General features: G+C 36.1%; 17 protein-coding genes. 13 read left to right on the forward strand and 4 right to left on the reverse strand.

Features of this window, described 5'->3' with window-relative positions:
- Positions 1–4 precede the first annotated feature (4 nt).
- Positions 5–700, forward strand: a complete 696-nt coding sequence (gene narI / locus ACE38V_RS08635) for a respiratory nitrate reductase subunit gamma (RefSeq protein ID WP_375840816.1) — start codon at positions 5–7, stop codon at positions 698–700.
- A gap of 362 nt (positions 701–1062) precedes the next feature.
- Positions 1063–2712: a CoA-disulfide reductase gene (locus ACE38V_RS08640; RefSeq protein ID WP_375840817.1), complete on the forward strand. Its 1650-nt coding sequence runs from the start codon at positions 1063–1065 to the stop codon at positions 2710–2712.
- Positions 2713–2849: 137 nt separating this feature from the next.
- Here the strand turns inward: ACE38V_RS08640 and ACE38V_RS08645 are convergent, their stop codons facing one another.
- Positions 2850–3740, reverse strand: a complete 891-nt coding sequence (locus ACE38V_RS08645) for a LysR family transcriptional regulator (RefSeq protein ID WP_375840818.1) — start codon at positions 3738–3740, stop codon at positions 2850–2852.
- 177 nt (positions 3741–3917) lie between these two features.
- Between ACE38V_RS08645 and ACE38V_RS08650 the strand changes: the two genes are divergently transcribed.
- The 4 genes from ACE38V_RS08650 to ACE38V_RS08665 all read left to right on the forward strand — a co-directional run bounded on the left by ACE38V_RS08650 (position 3918) and on the right by ACE38V_RS08665 (position 7301).
- Positions 3918–4895 carry a YeiH family protein gene (locus ACE38V_RS08650; RefSeq protein WP_375840957.1) on the forward strand — a complete coding sequence of 326 codons (978 nt, stop codon included), beginning with the start codon at positions 3918–3920 and terminating at the stop codon, positions 4893–4895.
- 114 nt (positions 4896–5009) lie between these two features.
- Complete coding sequence (locus ACE38V_RS08655; RefSeq protein WP_375840819.1) at positions 5010–5801, forward strand: hypothetical protein; 792 nt, start codon at positions 5010–5012, stop codon at positions 5799–5801.
- Positions 5798–7024 carry a glycosyltransferase family 2 protein gene (locus tag ACE38V_RS08660; protein ID WP_375840820.1) on the forward strand — a complete coding sequence of 409 codons (1227 nt, stop codon included), beginning with the start codon at positions 5798–5800 and terminating at the stop codon, positions 7022–7024. The genes ACE38V_RS08655 and ACE38V_RS08660 overlap by 4 nt, the downstream gene beginning before the upstream one ends.
- 193 nt (positions 7025–7217) lie before the next feature.
- Positions 7218–7301, forward strand: a complete 84-nt coding sequence (locus ACE38V_RS08665; RefSeq protein ID WP_375840958.1) for a hypothetical protein — start codon at positions 7218–7220, stop codon at positions 7299–7301.
- Positions 7302–7338: 37 nt separating this feature from the next.
- On the opposite strand, the gene ACE38V_RS08670 is transcribed toward ACE38V_RS08665, so the two are convergent.
- The gene (locus ACE38V_RS08670) at positions 7339–8595 is read right to left on the reverse strand and encodes a DUF445 domain-containing protein (RefSeq protein ID WP_375840821.1); all 1257 of its coding nucleotides are present in this window, start codon (positions 8593–8595) and stop codon (positions 7339–7341) included.
- 238 nt (positions 8596–8833) lie between these two features.
- Between ACE38V_RS08670 and ACE38V_RS08675 the strand changes: the two genes are divergently transcribed.
- Both ACE38V_RS08675 and opuFB read left to right on the forward strand, forming a co-directional pair.
- Positions 8834–9796 carry an ABC transporter ATP-binding protein gene (locus ACE38V_RS08675; RefSeq protein ID WP_375840822.1) on the forward strand — a complete coding sequence of 321 codons (963 nt, stop codon included), beginning with the start codon at positions 8834–8836 and terminating at the stop codon, positions 9794–9796.
- A complete protein-coding gene (gene opuFB / locus ACE38V_RS08680) occupies positions 9789–11306 on the forward strand; it encodes an osmoprotectant update ABC transporter permease/substrate-binding subunit OpuFB (protein ID WP_375840823.1) in 1518 nt (505 codons plus the stop codon). The genes ACE38V_RS08675 and opuFB overlap by 8 nt, the downstream gene beginning before the upstream one ends.
- Before the next feature lie 41 nt (positions 11307–11347).
- Here opuFB and ACE38V_RS08685 read toward each other — a convergent pair whose 3' ends face one another.
- Positions 11348–12172 (reverse strand): S1C family serine protease, encoded by an 825-nt coding sequence (locus ACE38V_RS08685; RefSeq protein ID WP_375840824.1) that lies wholly within the window; start codon positions 12170–12172, stop codon positions 11348–11350.
- A 214-nt stretch (positions 12173–12386) separates the two neighbouring features.
- On the opposite strand from ACE38V_RS08685, the gene ACE38V_RS08690 reads away from it, so the two are divergent.
- Positions 12387–13223: a DMT family transporter gene (locus ACE38V_RS08690; protein ID WP_375840826.1), complete on the forward strand. Its 837-nt coding sequence runs from the start codon at positions 12387–12389 to the stop codon at positions 13221–13223.
- 33 nt (positions 13224–13256) lie between these two features.
- Here ACE38V_RS08690 and ACE38V_RS08695 read toward each other — a convergent pair whose 3' ends face one another.
- Complete coding sequence (locus tag ACE38V_RS08695; protein ID WP_375840827.1) at positions 13257–13418, reverse strand: hypothetical protein; 162 nt, start codon at positions 13416–13418, stop codon at positions 13257–13259.
- A 250-nt stretch (positions 13419–13668) separates the two neighbouring features.
- Here ACE38V_RS08695 and ACE38V_RS08700 point away from each other — a divergent pair, with 250 nt between their 5' ends.
- The 4 genes from ACE38V_RS08700 (at position 13669) to pheA (ending at position 16357) form a co-directional block, all read left to right on the forward strand.
- Positions 13669–13797: a hypothetical protein gene (locus ACE38V_RS08700; protein WP_375840828.1), complete on the forward strand. Its 129-nt coding sequence runs from the start codon at positions 13669–13671 to the stop codon at positions 13795–13797.
- Positions 13798–13865: 68 nt separating this feature from the next.
- Complete coding sequence (locus ACE38V_RS08705) at positions 13866–14003, forward strand: 4-vinyl reductase (protein WP_375840959.1); 138 nt, start codon at positions 13866–13868, stop codon at positions 14001–14003.
- Positions 14004–14263: 260 nt separating this feature from the next.
- Positions 14264–15136, forward strand: a complete 873-nt coding sequence (locus tag ACE38V_RS08710; protein WP_375840829.1) for a YitT family protein — start codon at positions 14264–14266, stop codon at positions 15134–15136.
- A gap of 393 nt (positions 15137–15529) precedes the next feature.
- Positions 15530–16357 carry a prephenate dehydratase gene (gene pheA, locus ACE38V_RS08715; RefSeq protein ID WP_375840830.1) on the forward strand — a complete coding sequence of 276 codons (828 nt, stop codon included), beginning with the start codon at positions 15530–15532 and terminating at the stop codon, positions 16355–16357.
- The last annotated feature ends 630 nt before the right edge of the window (positions 16358–16987 follow it).

The following is a 16987-nucleotide window of genomic DNA, read 5'->3' on the forward strand; positions in this document are numbered from 1 at the left end:
AACAATGGAAGTCCTTTTTTGGTGGACAATATTCCCTTATATTTGCGGAACAATCTTAATTGTAGCGACCTTTTACAGATTTATCTTTCGGGGAAAAAGCTGGACAGCACCATCAACAGAAATATTTGAAAAAAAATGGCTACGCTCAGGCTCTGTTATTTTTCACTACGGGATTATCTTTGCATTTTTCGGACATGTTATGGGCGTGTTGATTCCACTAGAGGTTTATAATGCATTAGGTGTGGAAGATCACACATACCATTTTTTTGCGATCGCCGGTGGTGGGGTTGCCGGGTTAATGGTAGTTTTTGGCTTGATTGTCATGCTTATACGAAAATTTTCTTTCCCAAAGGTGCGCGTCCATACGAGTTTTAGCGGTTACTTTACGATTATTTGGCTATTGCTTGTTGCTGGGCTAGGTACCTATATGACCTTGATATATAATACAACCGTTGGCGCCTATGAATATCGCTTAGCAATTGGCCCGTGGTTCAGAAGCCTTTTTACCCTACATCCAAAATCCAATTTAATGTTAGGAGTCCCAATATTATTTAAAGTCCATGTAATTTTGTCATTTTTCCTATTTGCTGCAATTCCCTTTACTCAGCTTGTCCACATGTTCAGCCTACCTGTGAGCTATCCAACCAGAGCTCCACAACAGTATCGTTCAAGGGATGGGTATGATAAGAATAGTCGATAAAGGGGAAGGATTAATTTCAGTCGGGCAAGATTTGTGTCTGATGGGATTAATCCTTTTTTTGATGTGGTGAAAAAATATACAGTGAGAAAGTTGAGTAACTGTCCAGAAAATAATCAGCTTGAATTTGCAATAAATAGCACAAAACACGTACTCAAAGGTAACCAAGATGCTAAAATAGACAGGCAAAATTTAAGGATAAAGTTCCTCATTTTGAGAATACCCCTCCATCCTATCTGAAATACGAAAAAATAATATACCCCTCCATAAAAAACAAATTAAAATACTTTCATATTTTTCTAAAGTATTCTATAATACCCCTATAGGTATATAAAGACCGGACAAAATATTAGGAGGTATATTTGATGAAGAAAATTGTCATTGTTGGTGGTGTTGCTGGTGGTGCTTCTGCGGCTGCCCGTCTACGCCGTTTAAGTGAGAAAGATCATATTGTGATGTTTGAAAAAGGGGAATTTATTTCTTTTGCCAATTGTGGGCTGCCTTACTATATTGGCGAGGTTATACAAAATCGGAATAAGCTTTTGGTCCAAACGGTTGAAGGGATGACAAATCGTTTTAATCTAGATATTCGTAATTTTACTGAAGTAGTGAAAATTAATCGTGACCAAAAAACAGTCAAAGTAAAGGATGTCCGTACTGGTGAAGAATATGAGGAATCATATGATGTATTAATTTTATCTCCAGGATCTAAGCCAATCCGTCCTCATATTCCAGGGATTGAAGAAGCAAAAGCACTCTTTACTTTGCGTAATGTTCCAGATACTGACCGAATTAAGCAGTATGTTGATAAAGAATATCCAAAACAAGCAGTCGTCGTTGGAGGTGGATTTATTGGTTTAGAGATGGCTGGAAATTTAGTGGAAAGAGGGGTTCAAGTTACGGTTGTCGAACGGGGTGAGCAAGTGATGGCTCCGATCGATTTTGAAATGGCGCAAATTGTCCATACACATATGCGCGAACATGGCATTGAATTAGTATTGGGAGATGGAGTTGAAGCATTTGCACAAGAAGGAAGACAAATTCATTTAACCAGTGGAAAAATTCTTGAAGCAGATATGGTGATTTTAGCTATTGGTGTACAGCCGGAAAATACATTAGCAAAAGAAGCTAGTTTAGAACTTGGTCTTCGCGGAGCGGTTAAGGTAAATAGTCATTTACAAACATCAGATCCCTCCATTTACGCAGTTGGGGATGTTATTGAAGTTCAAGATTTTATCAATGGGTTTGAAACATTTGTTCCGCTTGCATGGCCGGCAAATCGTCAGGGAAGGCTTGTTGCAGATCATATCAATGGCAGAGAAGCAAAATATAACGGGACAATGGGGACATCAATTGCCAAAATCTTTGATTTAGCGGTAGCGGCTACAGGAAATAATGAAAAAACCTTAAAACGGATTGGCGTTCCTTATGAGGTTGTTCATGTTCACCCAAGCAATCATGCCGGATACTATCCAGGAGCTTCGCAGTTAACTTTAAAACTGATTTTTGATCCAAAAACCGGACAAATTTTTGGTGCACAAGGTGTTGGCAGGGACGGAGTCGATAAGCGAATAGACGTCATTGCAACTGCTATTAAGGGTGGATTAAAAGTACAAGACTTACCAGACTTAGAATTGGCCTATGCTCCTCCATTTTCTTCAGCCAAGGATCCAGTTAATTATGCTGGTTATGTGGCAACTAATATTATCGAAGGATTGGTCGAAACCGTTCAATGGCATGAAATTGACCAAATCGTTGATAACGGTGGATATTTAATTGATGTTAGAGATCCTCAAGAAGTGGAAAAAGGTTCCATTAAAGGTTCCATTAATATTCCAGTTAATGATATACGTTCGCGACTTGATGAAGTGCCATATGATAAAGATTTATATGTCTCCTGTCAAGTTGGATTGCGCGGTTATTTAGCTGCAAGAATTTTAGCAGAAAACGGGATTAAAGCCAAAAATTTAGATGGCGGATATAAGCTGTATTCAGCGGTATACGGTAATAAGTGAAAAATTTAGAGTTCAGGACTTCCTTGCAAATGGTAAGGAAGTCTTATTTAAGTCATCTAAAGTTTCCTTTTAATATGCTAGGTAAAATAACAGTTGATATTGGATCCAATCTAAAATATTGAGTTTTGAATTTTATTTTAGATATTCATGCAAAAATGTAATAATTTCTGGATAAACATCTTCTTTGCTTTTGTTTCTTCTGCTTCCATTTTTTGAACAGTAGAAAAGGTTCTTTTTATTTTGTGGTTTTTTAGGGAAAGTGCTTTTACTTTGTTCGTTGTGATTTCATCATCGACTACCCAATGGGATAATAATGCTATTCCTAATCCCGCTTTGACTGCTTCCAATACACCTTGGTTACTGTTGAATACATAAGAGTTTTTGATGGATAAATGGAGTGTGGAGATAAGTTTATCCATAAAAGTTCGTGTTCCAGATCCTGGTTCTCTGAAGATCCAAGTCTGGTTCTGCATTAGATCTGGAGCAATAAATAAACCTTGTGACAGTGGATGATTGGGAGGGACAACAACAAACATTTCATCTTCCATAAATGCTTCAATTTGTAATTCAGAATGACTCGCTTCTCCTTCAATTAATCCGATGTCGAGTTCATTTGCTTGGATACTGGAGATGACTTCCTCGGTATTAGAAATAATGATTTCAACATCCACTAATGGAAACTGAGCAGCGTAATCAGCTAATACCCTTGGCAAGAGGTATTCCCCAACTGTAAAACTAGCACCGATTCTCAAATGTCCTGTTACAACATGCCGTAAATCATTAATTTCTTGGATTGCTTCCTCATAAGTTTGGAGAATTTTTTTTGCGTGTCTGTACAATATTTCCCCAGCCTCTGTTATTTTCACATATTTGGGCGAACGATGGATCAGCTTCATCCCTAATTCGTTTTCTAAATTTCGGATATGAAGACTCACATTTGGCTGTGAGATATTTAATATTTCAGCGGCACGAGTGAAGTTTTTTTGTTCAATAACGGTAACAAAAACCCTCATTGGATCGACAATCATGGCTCTTTTTCCTCCTAATATCTTGTACAAAACATTTTATCATAAGTTTTTATAATGATTAAGATAATAAACATATATTTCACTTATTGTTGATTTCTCCTTATAGTTAATGTAAATGTTCTTAATCAGGAGTGATAAAGTTTGAGGAAAATAGGATATAAAAATGTTTTATTTTTTATGCAGGGTGTTGGGCTTACATTTATTATTGCATTGATTGCAAAGTATTTAGGTGAGCTTTCTATTTTTAAAATAATGGGGCAGTTAGTCCTTGCGATTTTGCTTGGAATGCTTTGGAGAATGTTCATAGGGATTCCTCGTTCGTTTAGTACTGGAGTTCATTTTTCAAGCAAAAGTCTACTTCGTCTGGGAATTATCCTTCTAGGAATGAGATTAAATTTAATGGATATTATCCATGCTGGACCAAAAGTGGTCATTATTGCCGTGATAAATATCATAATAACGATTTTTATTATCTATCATGTAGCTCGGTGGTTAAAGGTAGGAAAGAATATAGCGATATTAACCGCGTGTGGAACGGCCATCTGTGGAGCTGCAGCGGTTGTTGCTATTGCTTCACAAATAAAAGCAAATGATGATGAAACAGCTATTGGAGCAGCAAGTGTCGCGATTTTAGGTACGATTTTCACCATAATATATACGATTGTCTATCCTGTTTTAGGGTTATCCCCTTATGGATATGGCTTTTTTTCTGGAGCAACCTTACATGAAATTGCCCATGTTTTGGCCGCCACAGCACCCTTTGGAAAGACCGCAGTTGATATTGCGGTCATTGTTAAATTAACAAGAGTGGTTATGCTTGTCCCAATTGCCTTTTTTATAGGTATTTGGTCAAATTTTGAAGCTAAAAAAGAAAACCGATTTCGATGGAAATCCCTTCCGATTCCCTGGTTCATTCTTGGATTTTTAGCAATGAGCATGATTCATACATTACATGTTGTATCTGATAAAGGGGCTAATCAGGTAGTAGACATGGCTTATATATTGATAGCAATGGCAATGGCAGGTCTTGGATTGAATGTAAGTCTTGGAAGCTTAAAAAGTCAGGGAACCAAAACTTTAGGAGCAGGTCTGATTGGTTCCATTTTGTTATCCGTATTGGGGTACACAATGGTGCATTTCTTCCACCTTAAATAACATAATTCATGTAAATATTTTTGCCAATAAAATCACATATCTTTTATGAAAATTGCCCTTTATAATGATTATCAGCTTTCCTTTTTGATATTTATTATATCGAGGTGATTTTTGATGAGGAAGATGGACAGTCAGATTTTACTGTCGATTGGTATTGCTGCTTCATTTATTTTAGGACAATTTTTCCTTGAACAAGAATCGCTTTTTTCCTTTATGATCATGAGTATGGTAGTGATTGGCATTCTATCCATGATGGTTCGAACGATTTATGGATTTGCTTTGTTAATTGCCTATATTTTATTTATCGCATTTTATAATGTTGGTTTTTCATGGATCATGCATATCGATGTGGTGCAGCAAGGTTTCAATATAAAAAATCAATCCATTTTATCTTTTGCCGCGATAATGGCATGGTTTTGTGGCTATAGTGTTCAAAAAAACAATCAAGAGCTGCAATTATTAAGAGAAGAAGTAGAAACATTACGTAAGGTCGAATCCAATACAGGAATTTTAACCATTAATGAATTTAAAGAGCAAGGGCAGCTGCTTTTTACTGGGATGAAAAGAAGAAAGGAACAGGGCTTTCTTGTTCAGGTGAATTTAGACAGGGCGCTTGTGGATTATAAGGCACGTATTTTATATGAAAAGGTGTCTAAATCCATTTTAAAAACGATTCGAGCAAAATATGATTTAGCTTGTCAAATAAATTCGAGAGCCATTCTTCTCTATTTGAATAATACCTCTGAACAAGGTGTAGAAGTGGCATTAAAAAGAATCCACCAGAATTTAGAAAATGAGGGGATAGTACCAGCGCAACTAGCTTATGAGGTAGTGCCAGTAAAAGAAGATTGGGAGGTAACTCTATTAGTGATTGATTCCTTGATGAAGGGGGAGAAATCTGCATGAATATCGTCCTTTCTATTATTTCCGTATCCTTTTGGATTTTGTTGTCATATTACTCCGTTTTAACGATTGCAGGAATTATTTTTCGAGGACAAAAGAAAAAAACGATTTCCCTCGACCATTATCCAAGTGTCACTGTCATGATTCCTGCGCATAATGAAGGGGTCGTGTTGGCAGATACTCTTTATGCGATGAGTAAAATTCAGTATCCAGGGAAATTGGATATATATTTATTAAATGACAACTCTACGGATGATACAGGAGAAATCGCAGATTATTACGCGCAGCAATTTTCTCATATCCATCATATTGAAGTCCCACCTGTTTCTCCGAGCGGAAAGTCCCGTGTGTTGAATTATGGAATCGCCATTACGGAATCGGAATATATTTGTGTCTATGATGCCGATAATCAACCAGAGCCAGACGCTATCCGATTATTAGTGGAATCTGCTGAAACGACTCCAAGGGCAGTTGGGGCTGTTGGTTATGTGAAGACTTTAAATGAAAAGGCAAATCTGCTCACAAGAATGATTGCCTTAGAATTTTCTGTTTTTCAATTAACGATGCAGGCAGGAAGATGGAAATTATTTAAAGTTGGTTCCTTAACAGGAACCAATATGCTCGTTAGTAGAAAAGCGTTAAAAAAGGCAGGAGGCTATGATCCTTATGCACTTGCTGAAGATGCTGACCTCACTCTTTCTCTTACGGAAAAAGGGGGGTTGTTGCCAATTGTTCCTGAAGCAAGAACATGGGAGCAAGAGCCTGAAAATTTTCGTGTTTGGATGAAACAACGCACTCGTTGGATGCAGGGCAATTTATACTTGATTGGAAAAACATTGAGGAATCCGAAATATTTTAAAGGACTTAATTTTGTTCATTCCCTTCAATTATTACTAGTTTATGTCTGCTTTGTTTTCTTCTTAATAGTTTCGGATATTTGGTTTGTCATGGGTTTATTTGGCAAGGCAGAAAGTACCACATTTGTTCCTTTGCTCATTCTCTGGTTTGAGTCATGGCTCATCTATTTTCTACAGTTAGTTGCCTCGCAAGTAATGGATAAAAAAGTGCGGCTCAAAGATTTATTGGTTTCCATTCTGATGTATTTTACCTATTCACAACTATGGCTTCTATTATTAGCGCGAGGAGTATATTTCCAATACAAGTTGATTCGCTTAAAGCAGGAACCTGTTTGGGATAAAACGGTAAGGTTTAAAAATATTTCTTAAGAATTATTGGTGGATTTATTTCAATCTGGGAATATCTTATCAATAAAGAAATGAAAAGGGTTAATGGATTTAGTTGAATAGGGAGTGAGTCCTTTGAAGAGGTTGATTTATGTACTATTTTTGATTTCCTATTTAGGGGCTACTTTTTTGGCTTAGGTCCTGTTTTGCTTGCCGATGGATCTTGCAGGAAAGAATGATAACACTTGTAATAGTCTTAATCATTTATCTTGTATTAACTGTTGTTTTCGTTAAATGGCGAAAAAGGAAGATCGGATAATAAGAACTCCCCAATAGACCTATTGGGGAGTTCTTTATCACATTAGCGCAATTAATGCATGAATCGCTGTAAGGAAAATTCCAATAATAAAACCACATACAGCACCGTTCACGCGTATCCATTGAATGTCTTTTCCTAAATTATTTTCAACCATATCAATGAGTTCCGCATTACTTAACTTATCTAAATTTTCTTGGACAAGATTGCCTATATAAGAATGATTATTTTCCACGAAGATTGTGATTTGCTCCTGGATCCAAAGATCAATCTTAGAGCCATTCTCTTTTACATAATTCAACATTTGCTTGAAAAACGGCAATAGGTAAGTTTCCGAGAATTGATCCTCCGTAACAAAAATAAGGGCTTTTTGTTGAAGGTTGCTTAAAAAGTCAGCAATGGCCTTTTCAGGCTCCCAGTTCTCTAAAAATTGATTTTTCCACTTTTCAATCGATTCTAGGAGCTGGTCATTGTGATCGATCCCTTTGATTTCATTCTGAATATAAGTAATCAATCCTTGACGATTCGGATCCTCCTCATTCTTTAAACCATTAATGCCACTTTGTAAAAGATTTTTGATCATATTGCCTAATTTCTCTTCATTTAACAAACCTTTAAGGGACTTCAAGGCAAATTGGAGTATTCCGTCTAACTCAATATTGTTTAAAACATTCATGGCCACGGTCCCTAGCTTGTTGCTAGTGTCGGGATGGTTTAACCAAGCTTCTGCTTTTGATAAGCCAAAATCCAATACTTTTTGATCAAACTTTTCATCTATCAAATGAGTACTGAGCATATGAAGCAGAGGACGAATTTCAATTGTTGAAAGTGAAACGTTAATTTGATTTTTGACAATCGGTGTCAGCTTTTCCACTTCAATATGCTGAATCATTTGTTTAAGCAGTTTGATACTAGCGTTTCGGAATACCTCTGTATGAACTTGTTTCTTGAGGACAGGTTGTAATTTCTCCGTAAAAGGAATTTGCTGAACCTTTTCTTGAATGCTTTCCTTTGATAGCCAGTCGCGTTTGATCGTTCGGACAAGGGCATTAGTAATTCGTTCACGATTATTCGGCAATAGGGCTGTATGTGGAATTGGGATTCCAAGCGGATGCCGAAAGAGAGCGGTAACCGCAAACCAGTCTGCTAAGCCGCCAACGAGTCCGGCTTCAAATCCTCCTTGCAATAAATCAACCCAAAATATCCCTTGAAATGGGATGGTTGCGATAAAACCTATCCCCATTACAATAAGTGAATAAAGTGCTATTTTTTTTGATTCTTTTGTTTTTGTTGACATTTGCGTTCCTCATTATCCTTCATATATACATTTACTATACATTAATTCTATCTAAATAATAAAGATAAAATATAGGAATGGCAAATGAATTGTCGAATTTTGCTATATAAAAAACGGATTACAAAAAGGAAGTAATATAGAAATTGCCTATAGGTTTTTGATAAAGACGGAAAATGGACGATACTGCAAATCATTGTTAAAATCTATTTTAAAGAAAAAGAAGTAGGGGGTGGCGATTTTGATTCGGTTTGAAAATGTAACAAAACGCTATATTGATACAAATGCTGTGGATGCATTAAATTTTGAAATTCAGCATGGTGAGCTTTTTGTTTTGATAGGGCCAAGCGGATGTGGGAAAACGACCACGTTGAAAATGGTGAATCGATTAATTCCAATCTCTGATGGAGCAATATATATCAAAGAACGAAACATTCAGGATTACGATTTAAACGAGTTAAGGTGGGACATTGGCTATGTGCTACAGCAAATCGCGCTTTTTCCTCACATGACGATTGAAGAAAATATCTCGATTGTTCCAGAACTGAAAAAATGGAGTAGGGAAAAAATAAAACAGAGAGTGGTAGAGTTAATGGATATGGTCGGTCTGGACCCGAAGTTGTATTTACAGCGGAAGCCGATTGAATTATCAGGTGGTCAGCAGCAAAGAATCGGGGTTTGTCGGGCTTTAGCAGCTGATCCGGAAATCGTCCTAATGGATGAGCCATTTAGTGCACTGGATCCAATTAGTCGCGAGAAACTTCAGGATGATGTCAAAAGTCTACACCGTAATATTAAAAAAACGACCATTTTTGTTACTCATGATATGCAAGAGGCACTGAAGATTGCGGATCGGATTTGTGTAATGAAGGATGGAAAGGTGGTTCAAATTGGAACTCCTAATGAAATTGTTCATCATCCAGTGAATGGTTTTGTTAGTGAGTTTGTTGGAAATCAAGTTGAACGGGTAACGGAAGACTTGAATCTAGAAGACTGGTTATTTCCTATAACAACATATGATGAGTTAACACAGATAAGCATGATGCCACTTTCCACACCACTTGATACCATTTTAGAAAAATTAGTGAGTGATGAACAACTCATACTCGAAAAAAATGGATTGCCTAAAGGGATAATCAATAGAGAAATCATTCTCAAATATATGGCGCAAATCCTGCGTCAAAGGGGGCGCGCGAATGGATAATTTCCTTGCTATTTTCAGTGACCGAAAAGTTGAGCTGCTTCAGGCATTATGGGAGCATGTCCAAATATCCTTTATCGCTCTTCTTTTTGCTGTTGTGATTGCCATCCCCTTAGGCATCTATTTAACCAAAAAAGAGAAATTGGCAGAAGGGATTATTGGGATCACAGCTGTTTTGCAAACCATTCCTTCCTTAGCTCTTCTTGGGTTAATGATTCCATTATTTGGGATTGGTAAGATTCCAGCTATTATTGCTTTAGTGATTTATGCTTTACTTCCAATCTTAAGAAATACATATACGGGGATCAAAGAGGTGGATTCAACCTTAATTGAGGCTGCAAGCGCCATGGGGATGAATCAGTGGAAAAGGCTTGTAAAAGTGGAGCTTCCTTTAGCTATGCCAGTCATGATGGCGGGGATTCGCACAGCCATGGTTCTAATAGTTGGAACAGCCACTTTAGCTGCTTTAATCGGAGCAGGTGGTTTAGGGGATATTATTCTTTTAGGAATTGATCGAAATAATACCGCATTAATTGCACTTGGGGCAATTCCTGCTGCTATCCTCGCGTTGATTTTTGATTTTCTATTGAAAAAGTTAGAACAATTATCGTATAAAAAGTCCATGGTGACAATAGGTTCGATGATCGTGCTTGCTTTATTGATTCTCATTACCCCGATGGCGATGAATCATCAGGATAAGGAAATCGTAATTGCCGGAAAGCTTGGTTCAGAGCCGGAAATTTTGATTAATATGTATAAGCTATTAATTGAAAATGATACCGATTTGCATGTGGAATTAAAACCAGGTTTAGGAAAAACTTCTTTTGTTTTTAATGCCTTAAAAACAAAGAGTATTGATCTATATCCTGAATTTACCGGAACAGCCATCTCTGAATTTTTAAAGGAAAAAGCACAAAGTACCGATCGTCATGAGGTTTATGAACAGGCAAAGGATGGAATGCTTGCAAAATTTGATATGATGATGCTAGAGCCAATGGAGTATAACAATACATATGCGTTAGCAGTTCCTCATCATTTGGCTCAATCGGAGAATTTAAAAACGATCTCTGATTTACAAGGTATAGCAAGCAAAATAAAAGCTGGTTTTACCTTAGAATTTTCCGACCGGGATGATGGATATCGCGGGATTGAAAAGGTATACGGGATTCATTTTTCTCATATGGTGACAATGGAGCCCAAGCTGCGCTACGGTGCAGTCAAAACTGGCGATATCGAATTGGTGGACGCTTATTCGACTGATAGTGAACTAAGACAATATGATTTAAAAGTGCTCGAGGATGATAAGCATTTATTTCCTCCATATCAGGGTGCCCCTTTATTACGGACGGAAACTGTTGAGCATTACCCTGAATTAAAGCAATCATTAAACAAACTCGCGGTGAAAATTACGGATGATGAAATGCGAGAAATGAATTCTCAGGTGAATGTTGAAGGAAAAGCTCCTGCAGAAGTAGCAAAAGAGTACTTGAAAAAAGAAGGATTGATCAAATAGAGCTTTTTTGTTGAAACAGGCACTAAAAAGGTGCCTGTTTCCTATTGCTTAATTATGTGATTATTAGGAATTATTTCCTGAAGCATTTCTTTCAAGTAAAAAGATGGAGTGGCAACCGCTGTTGTTTTTTTGAATTTTTCTGAGGAGATGGTTGCAAAGATGATACCAATTACTTGCCCCTTTCGATTAATGACAGGACTGCCACTATTTCCTTTATAGACAGGAGCTTCAATCATTATAACCGGAATCTTCATACCCTGTACTTGAACTTCTCCTTTCACTGTTCCTTCATTAGCAATTTGCGTAAAGATCAGAGGGTTGCCAATAAAGAGAATCTTTTCCCCAATCCATTGCTCCCAATTTTGAGTGAAAGTTACGGGGAGAGAGGGCAGATGATGGCCGTTTATCTTAATTATTGCTAAGTCCAAATTTGGGTTTCTCTTTATAACCCTCCCTTTATATGCCTTTCCATTATTAAAAGTGATGTCAGCGGTATCCGTTTTCTCCACTACATGTGCATTGGTGACAATGAGTCCATTTGGATCAATATTAAATCCCGTTCCTTTTACATTATCCCATTCAATCGTCACAACTGATTTCTTCGTCGCTTTCACTGCAGGATCTTCAGAGAGTTTTTTCGAGACTTTGATAAACTGAACGGCTGGTAAATTAAATAAATCAAACCAAATTTGTAAGGTAGTGATGAGGAGGGAAAAAGCAAGTATGGAGCTTATTACTTTTATCCATCGTGATTTACGCTTTTTCTTGCGTAATTTTTTCTTTTCCCATTCCTCATCATGATCTTCTTCGAAAAAGGATTCCCAATCATGTTCTTCCTGATTAAAAGGCTCATTCTCTTTGTCCATGGCGACTCCTCAGGCAATGGTTTATTTACTAGTAAGTATAACGATATTTTATGAAAAAGTTAATTCACGAATCAGGCGGTCTCAAGTAAAACCTACAAAAGAAAGTATCAAGCGCAAAAATAGGGATTACAATTCAATTTATAAAAAAAACACTATTCAAATAAAAGCGTTGGTATTAGAATAATATTGGACTTTAATAGAGAGAAGGATCAACGTGTGGATTGCAGCTGCTTTTGTGACAATGTTTTGCTTTGGGACGAATAATATGATTTTTAAGTGGTGTACAGAAAGGGGACTTTCAAAGATACATATTCAATTTTTCTTCTATCTGGTAGCCTTTCTATTATCAGTTGGTTACGGAATGCTGGAGGGACTCTCCCGATTTAATCTCATCACTGTTTTACTTGGAGCGACGATTGGAATTTTAAATGCGAATGGGAATATTCAGATGGCAAAAGCGTTTGATGAAGGGCCAGTTAGTTTAACAGCTCCTTTAATTGGGACAAACACCATTTTTCCGATTATTTGCGCTGCTCTTATTTTTCATGAACATATTACTCCTGTTCAATGGCTAGGGATTGTCTTAATTTTAGGCTCAGCGGTCGTGATTCAATATTCATCGAATACGGGAGGAAATAAAAATTATGGTGCTTGGCTAATTCGTATCATATTCGCGATTTTATCATTTGGAATTCTTGGAATCCTCATGAAAACGTCGTCTTATTTACATATCGACTCTTTAAATACCTTAATTTGTATGTATGCGGCGGGGACCACTTATTTAGGGATTAATAGTATCATTCATCGCGAAAAATGGCTTCGTACGGAAGCAAGAACAGGTGCACTTGTCGGGTTATTTAGTGTTACAGGATATAGTATGTATTTCTTTGCTCTAAATACGGGAACGGCTAGCATTGTTTTCCCTATTGTCAGCTTAAATTGCCTAGTGGTAATACTTGGCGGCTGCTGGTTCTTTAGGGAAAAATTAAAAACCTATCAATGGTTTGGAGTGTTTTCAGCTTTAATTGGGATTGTTTTTACGAAAATTTAAAGCATGGCAAAGAATAAAACAGACACAAATTGCTTAGGAGTGTCTATTTTTCATTAAAATACTAATGGTAGAGTTTCTTTTCCCTTTTACTTTAATCCTTTTTTGGGATAGCCTTTTTCTGATTATGGCAATTGCATTCATTTGTTCAAACACATCTTGATAAATATTGGCTGTCATTTCCGTCAAACTCTTCACCTAAACTTTCCTAACATTAGCATACTTGTATTTTAGACTGAAAACATTGATACATAACACAATACGTCTTAAATTTGCACAGTATAATAGGAAAAAAGATAATGTGATATTTAGATGATTAGGAGCAGTAACAATGAGTCTATTTATTTTTGAAGATATGAAGAAAATGAACAGAGAGCAGTTAGGAAATCATGTTCCCCTTGAATTATTTCGTTCAGTAAGATTGATTGGCATGCATTGAGGTTTGCCAATGAGAGGGAAAAATACAACTATCACCGTAGGAAGAGAAATAGGAAAGAATATGCCGGTTCAATCCTTGGAAAAGGTATTCCAGCTATTTGAAGAATTGAAAATCGGTATTCCAATAATATTGAAATGAACCGACAAGGAAATTCACGTTGCCATTGAGGATTGTTTTTGCAAAGGGCTGCCTGTAACGAAGGGAATATGGTCTGTGATTTAGAGGGAGCAATCCTTGAAGGAGCTCTTTCGAAAATTTATGAAGGGAATGTGTCTATTCGCGAGGTGAAATGCAATGTAAATGGAGATGAACATTGTGAGTATATGATCAGACTTTTTACATGAAAAAGGGAACAGAATCAGTTATATTTGGAGAATACAATAAAAAGAGCATCAAATAATACATAAAAACTTACGTCCTGCAGTGTGTATGGACGTATTTTATTTGTCCGTGTTTTTTCATGGTGCTATGGTTCAGTAGATATATGCTGAATTTTACTCTACGCGGTATTTATTTGTGTATGGCGTTTCAAATGCTCATTCCCTAATAATGTGGGTGTTTATGGTAAACTTGAATAAAACAAAGATTGGAAGAGAGGGATTAGATGAGTGAAATGAAAAAGAAAAAGCCCATTAAACTCAAATTGATCATCAAAGGATTATTGGTAATTATTGGAGGATTTATCGCTGCCTATGGACTAGAAACTGTATTAATTCCAAACAATGTTTCTGATGGGGGTGTGACTGGTATTAGCATCGTAGGCTCACAACTATTTGGATTGCCATTGGGAGTTCTTATTGGGGTTCTTAACTTACCTTTTATTTGGTTAGGATATAAACAAATTGGAAAAAGCTTCGCCATTTTTTCCATTATCGGTATCGCCTCACTTGCTTTTGGTACAAGTCTCATGCACCATACTCCAGCAATTATTGAAGGTGACACACTATTAGTTACCGTGGTTGGTGGAATTATCCTTGGTTTTGGAATGGGGTTAGCCTTGCGTAATGGTGGTGCACTGGATGGAATTGATATGCTCGCCGTCCTCCTTGCTCGGAAATTACCATTTGGGACAAGCGATTTCATTCTTTTCTTAAACATATTCGTATTTATGATTGTTTCAACTGTATTCGGTCTTCAGGGGGCAATCCTTTCTGCAATTGCTTACTTTATCGCTTCAAAAGTTATACATATTGTTGAAGAAGGTTTAAGTGGTTCTAAAACCTTTCAAATTATCACAACTCACCATGAATTAATGGTGGAAACAATACGTGATCGCTTAGGTCGAAGTGCCACGTATAAAGATGCCTATGGCGGGTTTTCCCATGAAAAATTTAAAGAGATTACCTGTGTTATTAATCGCTTAGAAGAAACCAAGCTTAAGGAAATTATAAGTGAAATTGACCCAAAATCTTTTGTAACGGTATATGACATAGCGGAAGTTAAGGGCGGTAATTTTAGAAAGAATAATATTCATTAGATGGAATATATTGTAAATATTTTTTAAAAGTTTTCTTTATGTTTTAAGAAAAATATTAGTTTAAAGACCATTCACCTAACATGGCAGGGATGTTCACTGTAATTACAAAGTAGTAATGAAACTTTTAAAGTCATATAAACTAATCGATTTTTGTGAATAGGAATATTGAAGTCAACTGTGCTCTGTTGGCTTTTTTTATTGTATTTGGATAAATTATATCTGCTTAAAGGAGGAATTAATTGGAAATTGTTGAATGGTTTTATTAAGAAAAGGAGAAGAACTGTACAGTAATCATAGTTTCTTCTAAACGGAACAATTTAGTATAATAACGTTTTTAAAAAATTTAGAAAATTAGTATATAATAATTTGAAAAGTAAAGGAGTGTTTCTCTAAATGAGAGTTACATATTTAGGTCCGCAGGGGAGTTTTTCGGAAGAGGCTGCATTCCAATATTTCATCACAGAAAATGTTGAATGGCATATGTGTGATACCATATTAGAAGTTCTTGAAGCAGTTGCTGAACATAAAGCTGATAAAGGGATTGTACCTATTGAAAACTCTATTGAAGGTACGATAAATATTACAGTGGATGGCTTGCTGACTAATAATTTGTTCATAACAGGTGAAGTGATCTTTCCTGTTTCCTTGAATCTCCTTGTATCAGAGGGAACTTTATTGAATGATATTCGAGAGGTATGGTCTATTCCTCCAGCTCTTGCACAATGTAAAGAATTCATTAGAGCTTCAAAGGTGAAATGTCAGCAATTTGATAGCACATCATCTGCTGCACAGGCTGTAAAAAAACAAGGAAGAAAAGATATTGCAGCCATTGCATCCGAAGCCGCAGCAAGATTTTTTGATTTAAATATTATAAAAAGAGGTATTCAGGATAATAGTGAAAATCACACTAGATTTATTGTGGTTGGTAATCGAAATAGAGATGATTTCAAGCAAAATAATAATAAAACAATGATGTTAATAACACCGTGTGAGGATCGTTCGGGTGTATTATCATCAATTTTAAATGTATTTACAGCCCTTGCTATTAATTTGACTTGGATTGAGTCTCGTCCGACTAAGAAAAAATTAGGAACATATCGATTTTTTATTGAAGCGGAAATTGGTATAAATGACATTCAAATAAGTAAAGTGATTACCATTCTTAAGGCTTTTGGACACGAAGTGAATGTGTTAGGAAGTTATAATACAACTATCTTATAAAAAATCATTAATTTCCCAAAAATTAGTAAAGCAATTTTTAGAATTTTACTTAAAAAAAGAAATAAGATCGCAAAGTAATAGTATAATACTGGAAATTCAATATTGCATTTGGAAGAAATGATCATGAATCGATTTACTTAATTTGACAAGTTGGTTTACAACAAGAAGGAATAACAAAAAATAAAAAAAGATAAGCAATAAAGTAAAAAGAAAAAGCCAGCAACTATGTACTGCACCCCAAAAGTTAGAGTGAAATCTAACTTTTGGGGGTCACCTCAGATTTGAAAGTAACTGTTCAGAAATAATAAATTTTTTTTTAAAGTGGATCAGTTGAGGATAATTTCCTATATCTATTAAATTGGTAATTTATGTTAAAATGATATTGTGGCATTAAAATTATAAAATGGAATAATTTACTGGAGATATAATTAGTTTGCTCCATGATGCAAGTGCTTATTGAACTAACGTCAGTATCATTCAATACGAAAAGATAATGCCAGCAGTATTTGCCGGTTATAAATAATACCAAGATACCAATTAAAGACAAAAAGCAAGAGTTAAGTTGAGTAAAACCATACATTGTAAATAACTGCAAGAACACCAACAAGAAGGAATTGCTCCCTGAAGCAT

The organism is Cytobacillus sp. Hz8 (assembly GCF_042263505.1).
Taxonomy (GTDB): Bacteria; Bacillota; Bacilli; order Bacillales; family Cytobacillaceae; genus Bacillus_BE.